This window comes from Pseudomonas sp. NFIX49, assembly GCF_900115915.1.
Taxonomy (GTDB): Bacteria; Pseudomonadota; Gammaproteobacteria; order Pseudomonadales; family Pseudomonadaceae; genus Aquipseudomonas; species Aquipseudomonas pharyngis.
Window position 1 is genome coordinate 456,196 of sequence record NZ_FOYE01000003.1, and the last position, 15,775, is coordinate 471,970.

Below are 15,775 nucleotides of genomic sequence, written 5' to 3' on the forward strand. Positions count from 1 at the left end.
CTCTCAAGAAATCAGTTTTTCCAGATCATCGAGGGATAGACGTTTGAGGGCCTCCAGGGATTTAGCCAATTCATCCTGAACGGGCGACATTTCGACGCGCAGCGCCTCGATCCGGTTGCAGAACGCTTTCAGCGTATCGGCTTCGAACAGCTCCTTGAGCGGCACCTTGTCGCCCAGACGCTCCTTGATCCGGGTCACCACCAGCGTCGCCAGCAACGAATGGCCGCCGAGCTGGAAGAAGTTGTCCGCCAGGCCCACGCGCTCGACTTCCAGCACTTCCTGCCAGACCGTCGCCACCTCCCATTGCAAGTCGGTCTGCGGCGCTTCGTACTGCTGCTGCGTCGGGCTGTCGCCCAATGCCATCAGCGCCTTGCGGTCGAGCTTGCCGTTCGGGGTCAGCGGCACCGCCTCGATCACATGCAGGTGCCCCGGCACCATGTGCGCCGGCAAACGACTGGCCAACGCTGCGCGCAGACGCTCGGTCAGCGCCGCCGGATCGGTGACCGGTTGCGCCGCCACGATGTAGCCATGCAGGTGCTTGCCCGCCGCGCCGTCCTGAGCCAGCACCACCGCCTCGCGCACCTCGTCCTGCTCCAGCAGACGCGCTTCGACCTCGCTCAGCTCGATACGGAAGCCACGGATCTTCACCTGATGGTCGGCGCGGCCCAAGTACTCGATATTGTCATCCGCGCCCTGGCGCACCAGGTCGCCGGTTCGGTAAAGCCGCTCGCCGTTGCCGGCATACGGGTTGGGCACGAAGCGTTCGGCGGTCAGCCCCGGGCGCATCAGATAGCCCCGGGTCACGCCGGCGCCGCCCAGGTACAACTCGGCCGCCACACCGGCCGGCAAGCCATTGAGCTGCGTGTCGAGCAGGTACGCCACGGTGTTGTCCAGCGGCCGGCCGATGTTGGCCTGACCGTGCGCGGTGCGCAGGGTGAATGTCGAATACGTGGTGTCTTCCGACGGACCGTACAGGTCGTAGACCTGCTTGACTGACGTGCTCGCGTACAGCGTGTCCACCAGGCTCTGCTTCAGCGGCTCGCCGGCCAGATTGATGGTCGCGACCGACGCCGGAATCTGCCCGGCCCGTTGCAGTGCGGCAATCGCCGACGGCACCGTGTTGATCAGCGTGACCCGCTCGCGGGCCGGCAACTCCGCCAGGGCCAGCGCGTTGTCCGCCAGCACCATGCAGCCACCGCTGGCCAGGGTGACAAAGATCTCCCAGACCGACAGGTCGAAGCAGATCGAAGTCGACGCCAGCACACCGCGTAACTGCTCCTCGCGGTACACCCCTTGCGACCACTGGATCAGCGCAGTGAGGTTGGCGTGACTGATGGCCACACCCTTGGGCTTGCCGGTGGACCCCGAGGTGTAAATGACGTAAGCCAGGTTTTGCCCGGTGATCCCGGCCATTGGCGCGGTGGACGGATACCCGGCCAGCGATTGCTCGCCCTCTTCCACCAGCACCACCTGAGCGCTCAACGCATCAGGCAGCATCGCCTGCGCCGCCGGCTCGGTCAGCAATACCGCCGCACGACTGTCGTCGAGCATGTGCAGCAGGCGTTCCTGCGGGTAGTCCGGGTCCAGCGGCACATAGGCGCCACCGGCCTTGAGAATCGCCAACAGCGCGACCAGCATGTCCGGGGTACGGCGCATGCACACACCGACGCGCACCTCCGGCCCCACGCCCAGCGCTTGCAGCTTGTGCGCCAGCCGATTGGCCCGCCGGTCGAGGTGGCGATAGTCGATCTGCTGTTCGGCGTAGATTACCGCTGCTGCATCCGGTCGCTGTGCAACACGGGCCTCGATGAACTCGAGCACCGTGCGCGAATCGGTGGCCGTGACACCGGCCTTGCCCCAGTCGATCGCTTGCTTGCGCTGCGGCTCGTCGAGCAATTGCAAGGTGCCCAACGGTTGCGTGGCGTTACCGAGGAACTGGCTCAACAGGCTTTCGAGCTGACGACTCAGGCCGACGATCGTCGCAGCATCGAACAGGGCCTGATCGTAACTGACGCCCAGGCTCAGCTCGCGACCGGTAACCGCCACCAGCGTCAGCGGGTAGTTGGTCTGCTCCTGACGGCGGATCGCCGAGAACACCAGACCGGTATCCGGCCCCTGTTGCAGGGCTTCGGCCATCGGGTAGTTCTCGAACACCAGAATGCTGTCGAACAGCGCTCCCGCACCGAGTCCGGCCCAGCGCTGAATCTCGTAGAGCGGTGTGTGCTCGTGCTCGCGCAGCGCCAGGTTGAGGCCCTGCACGTGTTGCAACCAGCGCTCGACTGGCATCTCGGCGGACGGCGCCGCCACGACCGGCAAGGTGTTGATGAACAGGCCGATCTGCTGCTCGACGCCGGGCAGATCGGTCGGGCGTCCGGCCACCGTAGCGCCGAAGGCCACGCTGTCCTGACCGGTGTAACGCTGCAACAGCACCAGCCACGCCGCTTGCACCAGGGTGTTGAGGGTGACTTTCTGCTCCCGGGCGAAACGGTTCAGATCCGCCGTCAGCTGTTCGCTGAACAGATGCTGGTGATCGGCATAACCGCTGACGCCGGACGGCTGCGTCGGCACGGCACTGGCCAGCCGCGTCGGCTCTTCGAGTTCGGCCAGCGCCTGCTTCCAGAACGCCCGACTGGCTGGCTGATCGCGCTGACCCAGCCATTCGATGTAGTCGCGATAACGTCCCTGGGCAGCAGTCGGGGTCAGGCCCGCATAACGCTGCAGCACTTCGCCGAACAACTGCGAGGTACTCCAGCCATCCATCAGGATGTGGTGGCAGGTGTAGATCAGGTGATGCGTCGAATCATCGGTACGCACCAGCGAAACCCGCAACAGCGGCGCACCCGTCAGCTCGAAACCGTTGGCCAGATCATCGCCGGCCAGTTGTTCCAGCGCAGTGTCGAGGTCGGTTCGACCCCGCCAGTCCTGCACGCTCCACGGCATTTGCACGCTCTGGCGAACCACTTGTACCGCTGCTGCGGCGTCGCTCGGCCAGACAAACGCGGTACGCAGAATGTCGTGGGCGTCGAGGGTCTGCTGCCAGGCCTGACGGAAACGCTCGACCTCCAGATGTTGCACGTCGACCCGCAGCTGGTTGGTGTACGCCGGGCTGTCGGGATCGTTGAGGCTATGGAACAGAATGCCTTGCTGCATCGGCGACAGCGGGTACAGATCGGTGATCTCCCGGGCCGGAATCGGCAGGGCCGAAAGTTGCGCCTGCGTCAGGGTCACCAGATCGAAATCCGACGGCGTCACGCCGGCCTCGCCGCTGTCGCAGCAGTGCTCGATCAGCCGTTCCAGCTCCAGGCGATAAGCCTCGGCCAGTGCCTGCACCGTTTCGGCGCGGTACATGCCCGAACCGAATGTCCAGGTCAGTTCCAGCTCGCCGCCATACACCTGACCGTCGATGCTCAGCCAGTTGCCCAACGGTGCCGCAGGGTCCTGATTGGCCCCGGTGCTTTCGCCGGACGGCACGAACAGTGCGCCGTCGGCGGCACCGAAGTCGCCATCGAACTGGCCCAGATAGTTGAAGGTCACCCGTGGTGAGGCCAGTGACCGCAGCTCGGCGGCGCCGGTCAGGTAGCGCAGCACGCCATAGCCGATGCCTTTGCCTGGCACGGCGCGCAGTTGCTCCTTGATCGCGCACAACGATTCGCCCGGCACTGCCTGCGGTGTCAGACGCACCGGGAACAGGCTGCTGAACCAGCCCACCGTACGGCTCAGGTCGAGCTCGTCGAACAGGTCTTCGCGACCATGGCCTTCAAGCTGGATCAGCACCGACGGCTGTCGGCTCCAGTCACACAACACCCGCGCCAGCGCCGTGAGCAGCAGATCGTTGATCTGGGTGCGATACGCGGCCGGGGCGACCTTGAGCAACTTGTGGGTCAGTGCCTGGCTCAGGCGTGAACTGACGCGTAGTGCCTGTTCCTGAGTCTGCACGTCCTGGGCAAAGTCCCGTGGCAACTCCACGTCACCCGCGCTCAGGGTCGTCAGCCAATACTCGCGCTCGCGGCTCAGTGTTTCGCTCTGGGCATAACGGTGCAGGTGCTCGGCCCAACTCTGCAGCGTGCTGCTCTTGCCCGGCAACACCAGCGGCTTGCCCGAGGCCAGTGCGGTGTAACCGAGCTGCAAGTCTTCCAGCAGGACGCGCCAGGACACGCCATCGACCACCAGGTGATGGATCACCAGCAACAGGCGCTGTTCACCGCCCGGCAGATTCGCCAGCACCGCCCGCAGCAGTCGCCCTTGTTGCAGATCCAGACTGCGCTGAGCCAGATCCGCCAGCGCCGTCAGTTGATCCAGGTTGTCCAGATCGCGTACCCACAGCAGCTCCGGGTCGCGTTGCTTTTGGAAGGTTGCCTGCCACACATCGCCCGACGCCTGGAAGTTCAAGGCCAGCGCATCATGCTGTTCGATCAGTGCCGCCAGCGCGGCTTGCAGATGACCGGCATCAAGCGGCGCCTGCGGCTGCAGCATCACTGACTGGTTCCAGTGCTGACGCCGGGCAATCGGCGTTTCGAAAAAGCGCGCCTGAATCGGCAGCAGTGCCAGTTGCCCGCCGACCTTCTGCGGCGCGGCCGCCACGGGTTTGGCTTCGATCAGTTTGGCCACCGCCGCCAACTGGCCGACGGTCTGCTTCTCGAACAATTGCTTGGGGCTCAGCTTGATGCCCTGACGTTTGGCCCGGGCAATGATTTGCAGGCTGAGGATCGAGTCCCCGCCCAGTTCGAAGAAGTTGTCGGTGCTGCCCACACGCTCGAGCTTGAGCACATCGGCCCAGATCGCCGCGAGTTTTTCCTCGATCTCGCCCACCGGCGCGACGAAGCGCTGCGTCACCACGCCCGGCACCGGCAAGGCGCGCTTGTCCAGTTTTCCGTTGGCGGTCAGCGGCAATTGCTCCAGCAGGACAATTTGCGCCGGCACCATGTAATCCGGCAGACGGGCTTGCAGTTGCTCGCGCAGTGTTTCTGCCTTCAGCGCTGCATCTGCCGCCGGCACACACCAGGCCACCAATTGCAGGCGTGCCGGGTCGTCATCCAGCGCCAACGCGAGTACCGCCGCTTCGCTGACACCGTCCAGGCCGAGCAGCACCCGGGCGACTTCCGCCGGCTCCACCCGATACCCGCGCACCTTGACCTGATCGTCGGCGCGCCCGATGAACTCCACCGCCTGCTGGCGATTGCGACGCACCCGGTCACCACTGCGATAGACCCGTGCACCGGCCGGCCCGAACGGATCGGGAACGAAGCGCTCGGCCGTCAGCCCCGGCTGCCCCAGATAACCGAGGGCAACACTGTCGCCGCCGATGTACAGCTCGCCCGCAACCTGATCGGCCACGCTGTTGAGCACATCGTCAAGCACATACACATGGGCCCCGGCCAATGGCGTGCCGACCGGCACACTGCGAGCCCCCGGTTCCAGCGAACCGACCTCGTGGGCCAGTACACCGACGGTGGTTTCGCTCGGGCCGTAGTGGTTGATGACCCGGCAACCCGGCTTGAGCTGACGCACACGTTCCACCAGCGAAGGCGAACAGGCTTCGCCGCCGACAATCAGCGCCTGCTCCGGCAGCACATCGGCTGCACGCGACGCCTGCAACAAGGCGGCCAGATGTCCCGGAACGATTTTCAGCATGCCCACCCGGTGCCCGGCCATGTACTCGGCGAAGCGATCCGGATCGAAGCCCAGCTCTTCCGGCAACACATGCAGCAAACGGCCCGAGCACAGCGCGCCGAACAGCACGGTGAACCCCAGGTCCGCCGCGATGGTGGAGACCAGTGCCATGCTGGTGTCCGGCGCCGGATCGAGACGCTCCAGCACCCCGCGCACGTAACTGGCCAACGCACCGTGGCTGACCAGCACGCCCTTGGGTTGGCCGGTGGAACCGGAGGTGTGAATTACGTAGGCCGGCGACTGCGACGACAACTCGCAGACCGGGGCCGTCACCGGCTGGTGTTGCCATTGCTGTGCATCGAACGCCAGCCCCTGACAACCGGCGACCGCCAGTTCCGACACCCGCGAATCCCCCTCGACACACACCACTGCGCGAGCCCTCGCGGCGCCGAGCATCTGCTGCAAGCGCGCGGTCGGTGCCTTGACGTCCAGCGGCATGTACACCGCGCCGGCCTTGAAGATCGCCAGCACGCACGTCAGCCAGTCGAGCGAGCGCTCCATCAGCACCGCCACCGGCTGACCGACAACTGCACCGTGGGCCAGCAGATGATGCGCGAGGCGATTGGCAGCCTGATCCAGCGCCTCAAAGCTCAAGCCGCCGTTCAGATCCCGCGCGGCCAGCGCTTGCGGCTGGCGCGCTACTTCGCGCTCCCAGTGCTGCAACACCGACAGTGCCGGGTCACGCGGTGCCGCGAGCGCACTCGGCAATGCCGTCGCCACGGTGTGCAGCGGCGCTTGTGGCGCTTTCAGCAGCGCACCGAACAGACCGAGCAAGGCCGGGACAAAACCTTCGACGGTTGCGTGTCGATAGAGGTCGCTGGCGTAGGTCATCTGCCCGTGGATCAACGTGCCGTCGTCAGTGATGTCCAGCGCCAGATCGAAGTGCGTGCCGTCCTTGTCCAGCGGATACTCCGCCACGCTCAGGCCCGGCAACGCCATCGAACGCTGCTTCTGCATGCCGACGTTCTGGTTGAACTTGGCCTGGAACAACGGGTTGTGCCCCAACGTGCGTTCGGCGACCAGTTCGTCCACCAGTTGCTCGAACGGCAGCTCCTGATGGGCCTGCGCGCCGAATGACGCCTCGCGCACCCGCGCCAGCAAGTCCTCGAAACTGCCTCGCTCATCCACCTCGCAGCGCAGCACCTGGGTATTGACGAAGAAGCCGATCAGCCCTTCGACCTCGGCGCGACTGCGGTTGGCGTTGGGCACGCCGACACGGATGTCACGCTCGCCGGCCTGGCGCGAGAGGAACAGCGAAAAACCGGCCAGCACCAGCATGAACAGACTGATGCCTTGAGCACGGGCAAAGCCGTTGAGTTGACGCGACAGATCCGCGCCGAAATCGAAGCTCAGGGTCTGGCCTTCAAAACTCTGGGTCAGCGGCCGGGCGAAGTCCGGGGCGACTTCCAGCAGCGGATGCTCCTCACCCAGTTGCTGGCGCCAGTAATCGAGTTGACGCTCGCCCTCGCCCGCTTCCAGCCAGCGCCGTTGCCAGATGGCGTAGTCGGCGTATTGCAAGGCCAGCGCCGGCAACTGCGGCTCGCGCTGCAGGCTGAACGCCTGATAGCACTGCACGAACTCCTTGACCATCACGTCCATCGACCAGCCGTCGGAGACGATGTGGTGCATGCTCACCACCAGCACGAACTCATCGTCCGCCAGGCCAAACAGACTGGCGCGCAGCAACGGGCCGTGGCGCAGATCGAACGGCTGCGCCGTCACCTTCTGCACGTGCTCGGCCAGCGCCTGCTCGCGTTCCTGCGCGGCGATACCGGTCAAATCGATGCGCTCGAGCGCAACGCCCTGCGGTTCGAGGATCACCTGATGCGGCTGGTCGCCGTCGGTGCGGAACACCGTGCGCAGCACTTCATGGCGCGCCAGCAGGTGATCGAACGAGCGGGTCAGCGCCGCTTCGTCCAGCCGCCCTTTCAGGCGCAGACCGGCGGCCATGTTGTACGCGGCGCTCTGCGGTTCGAGCTGCCAGAGAAACAGCAAACGCTGCTGGGCGAACGACAGCGGGATCTGCGCGCAGTCGTGGCGACTGACCGGCAGCGGCAGCAGGCTGAAGTCCTTGCCCTCTTCGCGCAGCCTGGCCAGAAACAGCCGACGCTGCTCAAGCGGCAAGCCGACGAACCTTTTAGCGATGCGCTCCGCCATGGTGCCGCTCATACTTCTTCTCCTTCCAATTCATTCATGAACAGGTCCATGTCGGACCAGTCGTTATCCGCTGCACCGTCGGCCAACTGCGCCACTGCCTGGGCCAGTTCACCGAGCAGCGGTTTTTCGAACAGGTTACGCAGCGGCAACACCACGTTCAGCTGTTTCTTGATCCGGCCGATCACTTGCGCCGCCAGCAGCGAATGGCCGCCCAGCTCAAAGAAGTGATCGTCCAGACCAACACGTGGCACTTGCAGGACATCCGCCCAGATCTGCGCCAGGGCTTGTTCGATGTCCGATTGCGGGGCGCGGTAATCGACCTGCAATTGGTCCATGTCCGGCGCCGGCAAGGCCTTGCGATCAAGCTTGCCGCTCGGCGTCAGTGGCAATTCCGCCAACAGCAGCAGATGGCCCGGCACCATGTAGTCCGGCAGCCTGGCTTGCAGCGAAGCCCTGACCTGCTGACGGAACGCCGACTGACCGGCCACCCCGTCGAGCACGTCCTGATCGGCCACCAGATACGCCACCAGTTGCAGGCTGCCATTGAGCGGCAAGGCCAGCACCACGGCCTCGCGGATGCCCGGGCATTGCTGCAGGCGCGATTCGATTTCACCCAGCTCGATACGGAAGCCGCGAATCTTCACTTGATGGTCCACGCGACCGACGTATTCCACCGCGCCATCAGCGCGCAAACGTGCGCGGTCGCCGGTGCGGTACAGGCGCTCGCCGCTGGCAAACGGGTCGGCAATAAAGCGCTCGGCGCTCAGGGTCGGTTGTCGGTGATAGCCGCGCGCCAGGCCCGGACCACCGATGTACAACTCGCCCACCGCGCCTTGCGGCAGCAGGTTCAAATCATCGTCCAGCACGTACAGCCGACGTGCGGCCAGACCGTGACCGATCGGAATGCCGCGCCACGACACGGCGTCAGCGGTCAGCGCCGAGCAGTCGTGGATCGTCGACACCACGGTGGCCTCGGTCGGCCCGTAGGTATTGAGCAGGCGCACATGACCCAGCCCGGCCTGCTGCCACAGGCGCAGACCGTCCACCGCCATCGCCTCGCCGCCCACGTGTATCTGGCGCAGCGCACCGAAATGCGCTGGAGGATTGGCGGCGTATTCCTGCACCAGCCAGTACCAGTACGCCGCCGGCAAGTCGGCCAGGGTGATGCCGTGCTCGAGGATCACCTGATGCAATGTCGCGCTGTCCCACAGCCGTGCGTCGCGCAGCACCACGCTCGCGCCGTGACAGAGCGGCGGGAAAAACTGCTCGACGAAGCCATCGAAGCTGCTGGTCGCGAACTGCAAGACCCGGTCGCCTTCGCGCAGGTCGCTGTAGTCGATGGCGCGCTCGATGAACTCGCTCAGCGCGGCATGACTGATCGACACGCCCTTGGGCCGACCGGTCGAACCGGAGGTGTAGATCACGTAGGCCAGGTTCTGCGGCTCGACCGTCACCGGCAGATTGTCGCTGGCGCCATCGTCGGGCAGCGTGTCCAGGCACAGGCTTTGCACACCGTCGAGAGCCGGCAGAACGGCCAGCGTCTGCCGGTCGGTCAGCAACAGGTTCAGTCCGCTGTCGTCGAGCACATGGCGCAGGCGCTCGCCCGGCGTCTGCGGATCCAGCGGCACATAGGCGCCGCCGGCTTTGAGCACGGCCAGCAAGGCGACAGCCAGCTCCAGCGAACGCCCCAGCGCCACGCCGACCAGCACGTCCGGACCGACACCCCGGGCGCGCAGTTGATGGGCCAGTCGATTGCTGCGCCGGTTCAGTTCGGCATAGCTGATCGAGGGTGACGGCTCGCTCGCCAGAATCACCGCCGGCGCCTCGGGCGTACGCGCCACTTGCGCTTCGAACAGGGTCTGAAAGCTGTCCAGTCGCGGACTCTCTTCAGTGGCCTGGATCAGACTTTCCTGTTCGGCAACGGCCAGCATCGAAAGGTTGCCGATCAACTGCTGCGGATCACGGCAGACCGACACCAGCACGTTGCGCCAGTGCCCGGCCAACGCGGCGATGGTGGACTCGTCGAAAATATCGGTGGCGTAGGTGAACGCGGCGAACAGTTGCTCGCCCTCTTCACGGGTATCGAGCATCAGATCGCTGGTGGCCGCATGCTCCCGGCCGCTGCCGGTCAGTTGTTCCTCGGTCAGGTAACCGACCCGCAAACCGGACGCCAGCTGCGCCTGCTGCAAATCGGTCACCAGCGGCTGGTGGTTGAACATCACCTGAAACAGTGGGTTATGGCTCTGACTGCGGGCCGGTTGCAGGGCTTCGATCAAGGCATCGAACGGCAGATCCTGATGGGACTGCGCGCCGGCCGCGCACTGGCGCAGGCTCTGCAACAGATCGGCGAAACGGCTGTTCGCGGTAACCACGCTGCGCAGGATCTGCGTATTGACGAAGAAGCCGATCAAGCCTTCGGTTTCGCTGCGGGTGCGGTTGGCGATCAGGCCGCCGACGCGAATGTCGGTCTGGCCGCTGTAGCGATGCAGCAAGGTCTTGAACGCCGCCAGCAGGACCACGAACAGGGTCACGCCCTGACGTTGGGCAAGGTTCTTCAGATCCTGGCGCAGGCTGGCGTCGATGACCGTTTCCAGACGCGCGCCACGGTGACTGGCCTGGGCCGGGTACGCACGATCGGTCGGCAATTCAAGCACCGGGTGTTCGTCGCCCAGTTGCGCGCGCCAGTAGTCGAGCTGACGCTCGCGCTCGCCCGCCTCCAGCCAGCTGCGTTGCCACAGCGCATAGTCGCGGTAGTGCACGGTGATCGCCGGCAATTGTGGCTCGCGCCCGGCCACCAGCGCATCGTAGGTGCGCATGAATTCATCGATGAGAATGTTCATCGACCAGCCGTCGGCAATGATGTGGTGCAACGTCAGCAACAGCACGTGTTCCTGCGCGTCCAGCCGCAGCAGATGCAGGCTCAGCAACGGCCCGTTTTGCAGATCGAAGGCTTGCGTGGCCTCCGCCATCATGTGCTGTCGGGCCAGCGGCCAGCGCTGTTCCTCGGGCAACGCGCTCAAGTCAGTGAGGGTCAGGTTGACGGGCTGCGGTTCGGCGACTTTCTGAAAGGCTTGCTCGCCCTCCTGACCGAACGTGGTGCGCAGGCACTCATGCCGCGCCGCCAGCAGACTGAACGCCTGCTCCAGCGCCTCGGGCTGCAACTCACCGTTCAGGCGCACAGCCATCGGCAGGTTGTAGGCGGCGCTTTGCGGATCCATCTGCCAGAGAAACCACATCCGCTGCTGGGCATAGGACAGGCCGTCACGCTCGGCGGCCCCAATGCAGGCGGTCATGGGCAGCTGCGCAAAATTGATCCCTTCACGGGCCATGCCGGCGAGAAACAAACGACGTTTGTCCTGAGGCAATTCGATAAAGCGGCGGGCTAGTTTCTGTGCGTCTGCGGCATTCATGCATTGGGTCCTTGCTGATCGGCGGCGTGACCAGGAGGCCCGGTCGTATCAACAAGAACGAATGACAAACGCAATGATTTAGCGGGGCCGGGCAATCACCGGCCGACGGTTGCCGGGACTGGCGCACAAACGCCGAAGCCGGCTCACGACCGGCTTCGGCAACCACCCGCTCAACTGATGCGACGGGTCAGAGTGCGTCCTGGGAGTGACCTTCGGCCATGGCCACGATCACCTTGCGCGGGCCTTCGAACGGCGAGCGGGCATGGGCCGACAACATGTTGTCGAGCATCAGCACATCGCCCTCCTGCCACGGAAAGCTGATGGCGCATTCGTCGAGCACCGCACGAATCTGGCTCAACACTTCATCCTCGATGGGCGAACCGTCACCGTAGTAGACGTTACGCGGCAAGTCCTCTTCATCGACGATGTCCAGCAGGCTCTCGCGCACTTCCGGTTGCAGGTTGGAAATATGGAACAGGTGCGCCTGATTGAACCAGACCATGTCCCCGGTTACCGGATGCTGCGCCACGGCCTGACAGGTCTGGCGGGTGCGCAGTTCTCCGTCGTCCTTCCACTCGCAAATGATGCCGTGGGCCTGGCAATAGGCTTCGACTTCAGCCTGGTCGTCGGTGTTGAACACATCCTCCCAGGCCACATCCAGCCCGTTGCCGAAATTGCGCACGTACATCAGGCCCTTGCTGACGAAACGTTCGCGGATCGCCTGGGGAATCCGCCGATACACTTCGCGACTGTCGGCAATCGGCGTTTCGCCGCCGGATCTGGCCGCGATCATGCTGTAGAACCAGATTTTCATCGGCCAGTCCCGGGAATAGGCCTGCTCGTTGTGCAGCGGAATACTCTGGTGCGCCGGGTACTCGGTGGAGGTGTACACCCCCTGGGTCACGTTGGTGCGTGGCGTGGAGCCAAACTCGTAGTTCAGCAGCGGATGGCCGAAGCTCGCCGCAAATTCGCGAAAGCGCTCCGCACCCTCCAGCCGGAACCCGCGAAACAGCACACCGCCGTCTTGCAGCAGATGCTCATCGACCAGCGCTTTCAATTCGTCGAACACCGCCAGCAAATCGGTATCGGCGTCGCTCGCCTCCACCAGCAGCGGCAGGCGACCGCGATGCGGCAACAACGGACGGACGGAAAATCCCTCAGCAACAGCCATGACTGGCCTCCTCAAAACACTCGATAGGTGAACCGCGCCTTACAGCGCCGGTGCCGCCGACAGCGCATGGCGCCGGTGATGGGCTTCCAGGTGATTCTTGAGCGTGCGGATGACCCGGGCTTCATGCTCATGAATGAAGAAGTGCCCACCGGTCATCATGTCCACCGAAAAACTGCCCAGCGTCTCTTTGCTCCAGCCGATCAACTGTTCTGTGGTTGCGCGGTCCTCCTTGCCGCCCAGCACATGCACCGGGCAATTGAGCAGTGGCCGCTCGATCGGCGTGAAGCGTCCGCACATCATGAAATCGGCGCGCAGGACCGGCAGCGTCAGGCTCATCAGCTCCTGATTGGCCAGTACTTCTTCGCTGGTGCCCTGAAAGGTGCGCAGCTGTTCGATCAGCTCTTCGTCGCTGCGCGGCTCGGAAAAACCTCGGTCGTAATCGCTGCGCATGCTCGGGGCGGCCGTGCCGGAGGCGAACAGCGCCACCGGCTCGGGTGCACCAAGATCGCGAAAGGCGTGGGCCAGCTCGCACGCGAGCAGCGCGCCCAGGCTATGCCCGAACAGCGCATAGGGCGCCTGCAGCGAAGGTTTATGCTCGCGAGCCAGTTGCCGGGCCAGGGCCCGCATGTCGATTTGCAGGGGTTCGTCGTAGCGCGCGCCGCGTCCGGGCAACTCCACCGGTTGCAGTTGCATCCACGACGGCAGCTGGCGCCGCCACCGGCTGTAGACCATGGCGCTGGCGCCCGAATAGGGCAGGCACAGCAGTGTCAGCTTTGTCACCGCGTTTACCTCAATGGGTTATCTGTAAAAGAGAACGGATGAGGCACGACGGGAATTAGTCCACTGCGTCGATCACTTCAAGTGACGAAAACTCTGCACCGCCGACGCCAGCACCACCGCCCCGGCCACTATCGCCAGCCAGAAGCCGCTGCGGGCGCCGAACGCATCCACCAGTGCGCCGGAACCCGCCGCGCCGATGGCCACGCCGATACTCAAACCCGTCACCAGCCAGGTCAGGCCTTCGGTGAGTTTGGCTGGCGGCACGATGCGCTCGATCAACGCCATCGCCACGATCAGGGTCGGCGAGAAGAACAGGCCGGCGATGAACACCGCGACGGCCAACCCGAAAATGTTGCTCGCCAGCAACAGCGGCAAAGTGGTCACGGCTGTCGCCAGACCGCCGTAGAGAAACAGGCGCGGCAACGGCAGCTTCGAGCGCATCGCACCGAAGGCGATACCGGCCAGACAGGAACCGATGGCGTACACCGACAGCACGATGCTCGCCGCCGCCGGCTGACCCTGCTGCTGGGCGAACGCGACGCTGACCACATCCACCACGCCGACAATCACGCCCATGGCGAGCATCAACGCCAGCAGCCATTGCACGTCGCTCGAACGAATGATCGAACCCTGATGCTGCGATTCGTGCGGATGCACCGGCGGCTCAGTACTGCGCTGGGCGACGAACGCCGTGACGCCGATGGCCAACATCAACAGCGCCGCCAGCGGCCCGGCCTCGGGAAACACGCCGACGCACAAGCCTACCGAGAGCGGCGGGCCGACGATAAAGCAGACTTCGTCGAGCACCGACTCCAACGCATAAGCCGTCTGCAACTGCGGCTGGCCGCGATAGATTTCGGTCCAGCGTGCCCGTGCCATCGCCGACATGCTCGGCATGCAACCGGCCAGTGCTGCGCAGACAAACAGGGTCCAGGTCGGCGCCTGCAAACGGGTGCACAACAGCAACATCAACAACGCGCCCCCACCGATCAGCGCCGCCACCGGCAGCACCCTCCCCTGACCGAAGCGATCCACCAGTCGCGACACCTGCGGCGCACAAAACGCCGTGGCCAGCGCAAACGTCGCCGCCACCCCACCCGCCAACGCGTAGCCGCCGGTCAATTGCGAGAGCATGGTGATCACGCCGATGCCGGTCATGGAAATCGGCATGCGCGCGATCATCGCGGCCATCACAAAAGCCCGGGCGCCGGGGGCGTTGAACAGTTCGCGGTAAGGGTTTGCCATCGGATGCAGCCTCATCAGGGGCGGCCAAGTTGCCACAAAGCCTGACGGCCGGGGAAGCGCGCAATTGTTGGTGGAATGTGAAGGGAGTGCTCCCGCGAAAAGTTCAGGGTCTTGGCTTCGCCAATTGCCTGCCTGACGCTTCGGGCGGGTCGCTGACCGCTCGTCCATTGAGCTGCGCACCTGTCAAACCTGACAGGTGCGTAAATTCTGCCAAAGGTTTTACATGGACCTGTCACCCCTGCCCAGGAACCGCGTCGGTGAGCACCACAATCGACCGCGAATAAAGGATCGCACCATGAATCAATCCATTGCCCCGACGCCACGCAGCGCGACTGCACCCTTTATCATCCGCGCCGTACGCTGCCCGCCGCCTACGCGCATTGATGATGCGCTGGGCCAGGAAGTCAACGATCGCCTGATGGCCTGGATACCGAGCGTGGGAATCTTTGCCGGCAAAGAGGAAAAAATCCGCGCCAGCGACTTCGGTCGCTATGCAATGCTGTGCCACGCCGACACGAATGATCCGAATCGACTGTTACTCGCGGCGCAATGCTTTGCGGCGTTGTTTGCGGTGGACGATCACTATTGCGACGATCAATCCCTCGGCGGTCGCCCCGAGACAGTGGCCGAAAGCTTGTCGTTCGCACTCACCGCGATCGATCCGGTCTATTTGCCTTCGCCGTTCGACAAAGAACTTGTAGAACAGCAGATGCACGACCCGGTGATCAGGGGTTTGCTGGCTTATATGAAACGGGTCGCCCAATTCTGCACGCCCTCGCAAGTCGCCCGGGTGCGCCAGATCACCATCGCTATGTTCATCGCCATGGCGGCGGAAGGTCCCTGGCGCCTCTATGGCACCCAACCCACTGTCGCTGAATACCTGGCCAGTCGGCAGGTCAACAGCTTCTGGCCTTGCCTGGTACTGATCGATCCGATTGGCGGCTACGAAGTCCCGGCCAACACGTATTCCCGTCCAGAGATTCACCGCATCACTGCACTGGCCTCGCTGGCGACCACTCTGGTCAACGATCTGTATTCCGCCTACAAAGAGCACCTGAACGAAACCGGCGACTTCAAGCTGCCTTACCTGTTGGCAGCCAGACACAACTGTTCGCTTCAAGAGGCAATCGACCGGGCGGCCGATATCCACGACGCAGTGATGGAAGAATACGAACGCCTGCACGCAACGCTGATGAAAGGCACGCGCTCACCGATATTGCGGCGCTATCTCACAGGATTGAGGACATGGATTGGCGGCAATCTGGAATGGCACAAACACAGTGCGCGCTACCATGTCTGAACCCGCGCAACCCTGCGAGGATTCGATGCGATTGCCCGGCCC

The 15,775-nt window shown here is 64.3% G+C and carries 6 protein-coding genes; 1 reads left to right on the top strand and 5 read right to left on the bottom strand.

Features of this window, described 5'->3' with window-relative positions; all coding sequences use genetic code 11:
- Positions 1–3: 3 nt before the first annotated feature.
- From BMZ46_RS10275 to BMZ46_RS10295, 5 genes are all read right to left on the bottom strand, one after another.
- A complete protein-coding gene (locus BMZ46_RS10275; RefSeq protein ID WP_074687659.1) occupies positions 4–7,839 on the bottom strand; it encodes a non-ribosomal peptide synthetase in 7,836 nt (2,611 codons plus the stop codon).
- The gene (locus BMZ46_RS10280) at positions 7,836–11,237 is read right to left on the bottom strand and encodes a non-ribosomal peptide synthetase (RefSeq protein ID WP_074687658.1); all 3,402 of its coding nucleotides are present in this window, start codon (positions 11,235–11,237) and stop codon (positions 7,836–7,838) included. The genes BMZ46_RS10275 and BMZ46_RS10280 overlap by 4 nt, the downstream gene beginning before the upstream one ends.
- A gap of 187 nt (positions 11,238–11,424) precedes the next feature.
- Positions 11,425–12,408, bottom strand: coding sequence for a TauD/TfdA family dioxygenase (locus tag BMZ46_RS10285; RefSeq protein WP_074687657.1), 984 nt, complete (start codon positions 12,406–12,408; stop codon positions 11,425–11,427).
- A gap of 39 nt (positions 12,409–12,447) precedes the next feature.
- Positions 12,448–13,188 (bottom strand): thioesterase II family protein, encoded by a 741-nt coding sequence (locus BMZ46_RS10290; protein ID WP_039770083.1) that lies wholly within the window; start codon positions 13,186–13,188, stop codon positions 12,448–12,450.
- Between the two features lie 72 nt (positions 13,189–13,260).
- Entirely contained in the window at positions 13,261–14,433 is a 1,173-nt protein-coding gene (locus tag BMZ46_RS10295; protein WP_074687656.1) for an MFS transporter, read from the bottom strand.
- Positions 14,434–14,728: 295 nt separating this feature from the next.
- On the opposite strand from BMZ46_RS10295, the gene BMZ46_RS10300 reads away from it, so the two are divergent.
- The gene (locus BMZ46_RS10300; RefSeq protein WP_074687655.1) at positions 14,729–15,733 is read left to right on the top strand and encodes a terpene synthase family protein; all 1,005 of its coding nucleotides are present in this window, start codon (positions 14,729–14,731) and stop codon (positions 15,731–15,733) included.
- Positions 15,734–15,775 lie beyond the last annotated feature (42 nt).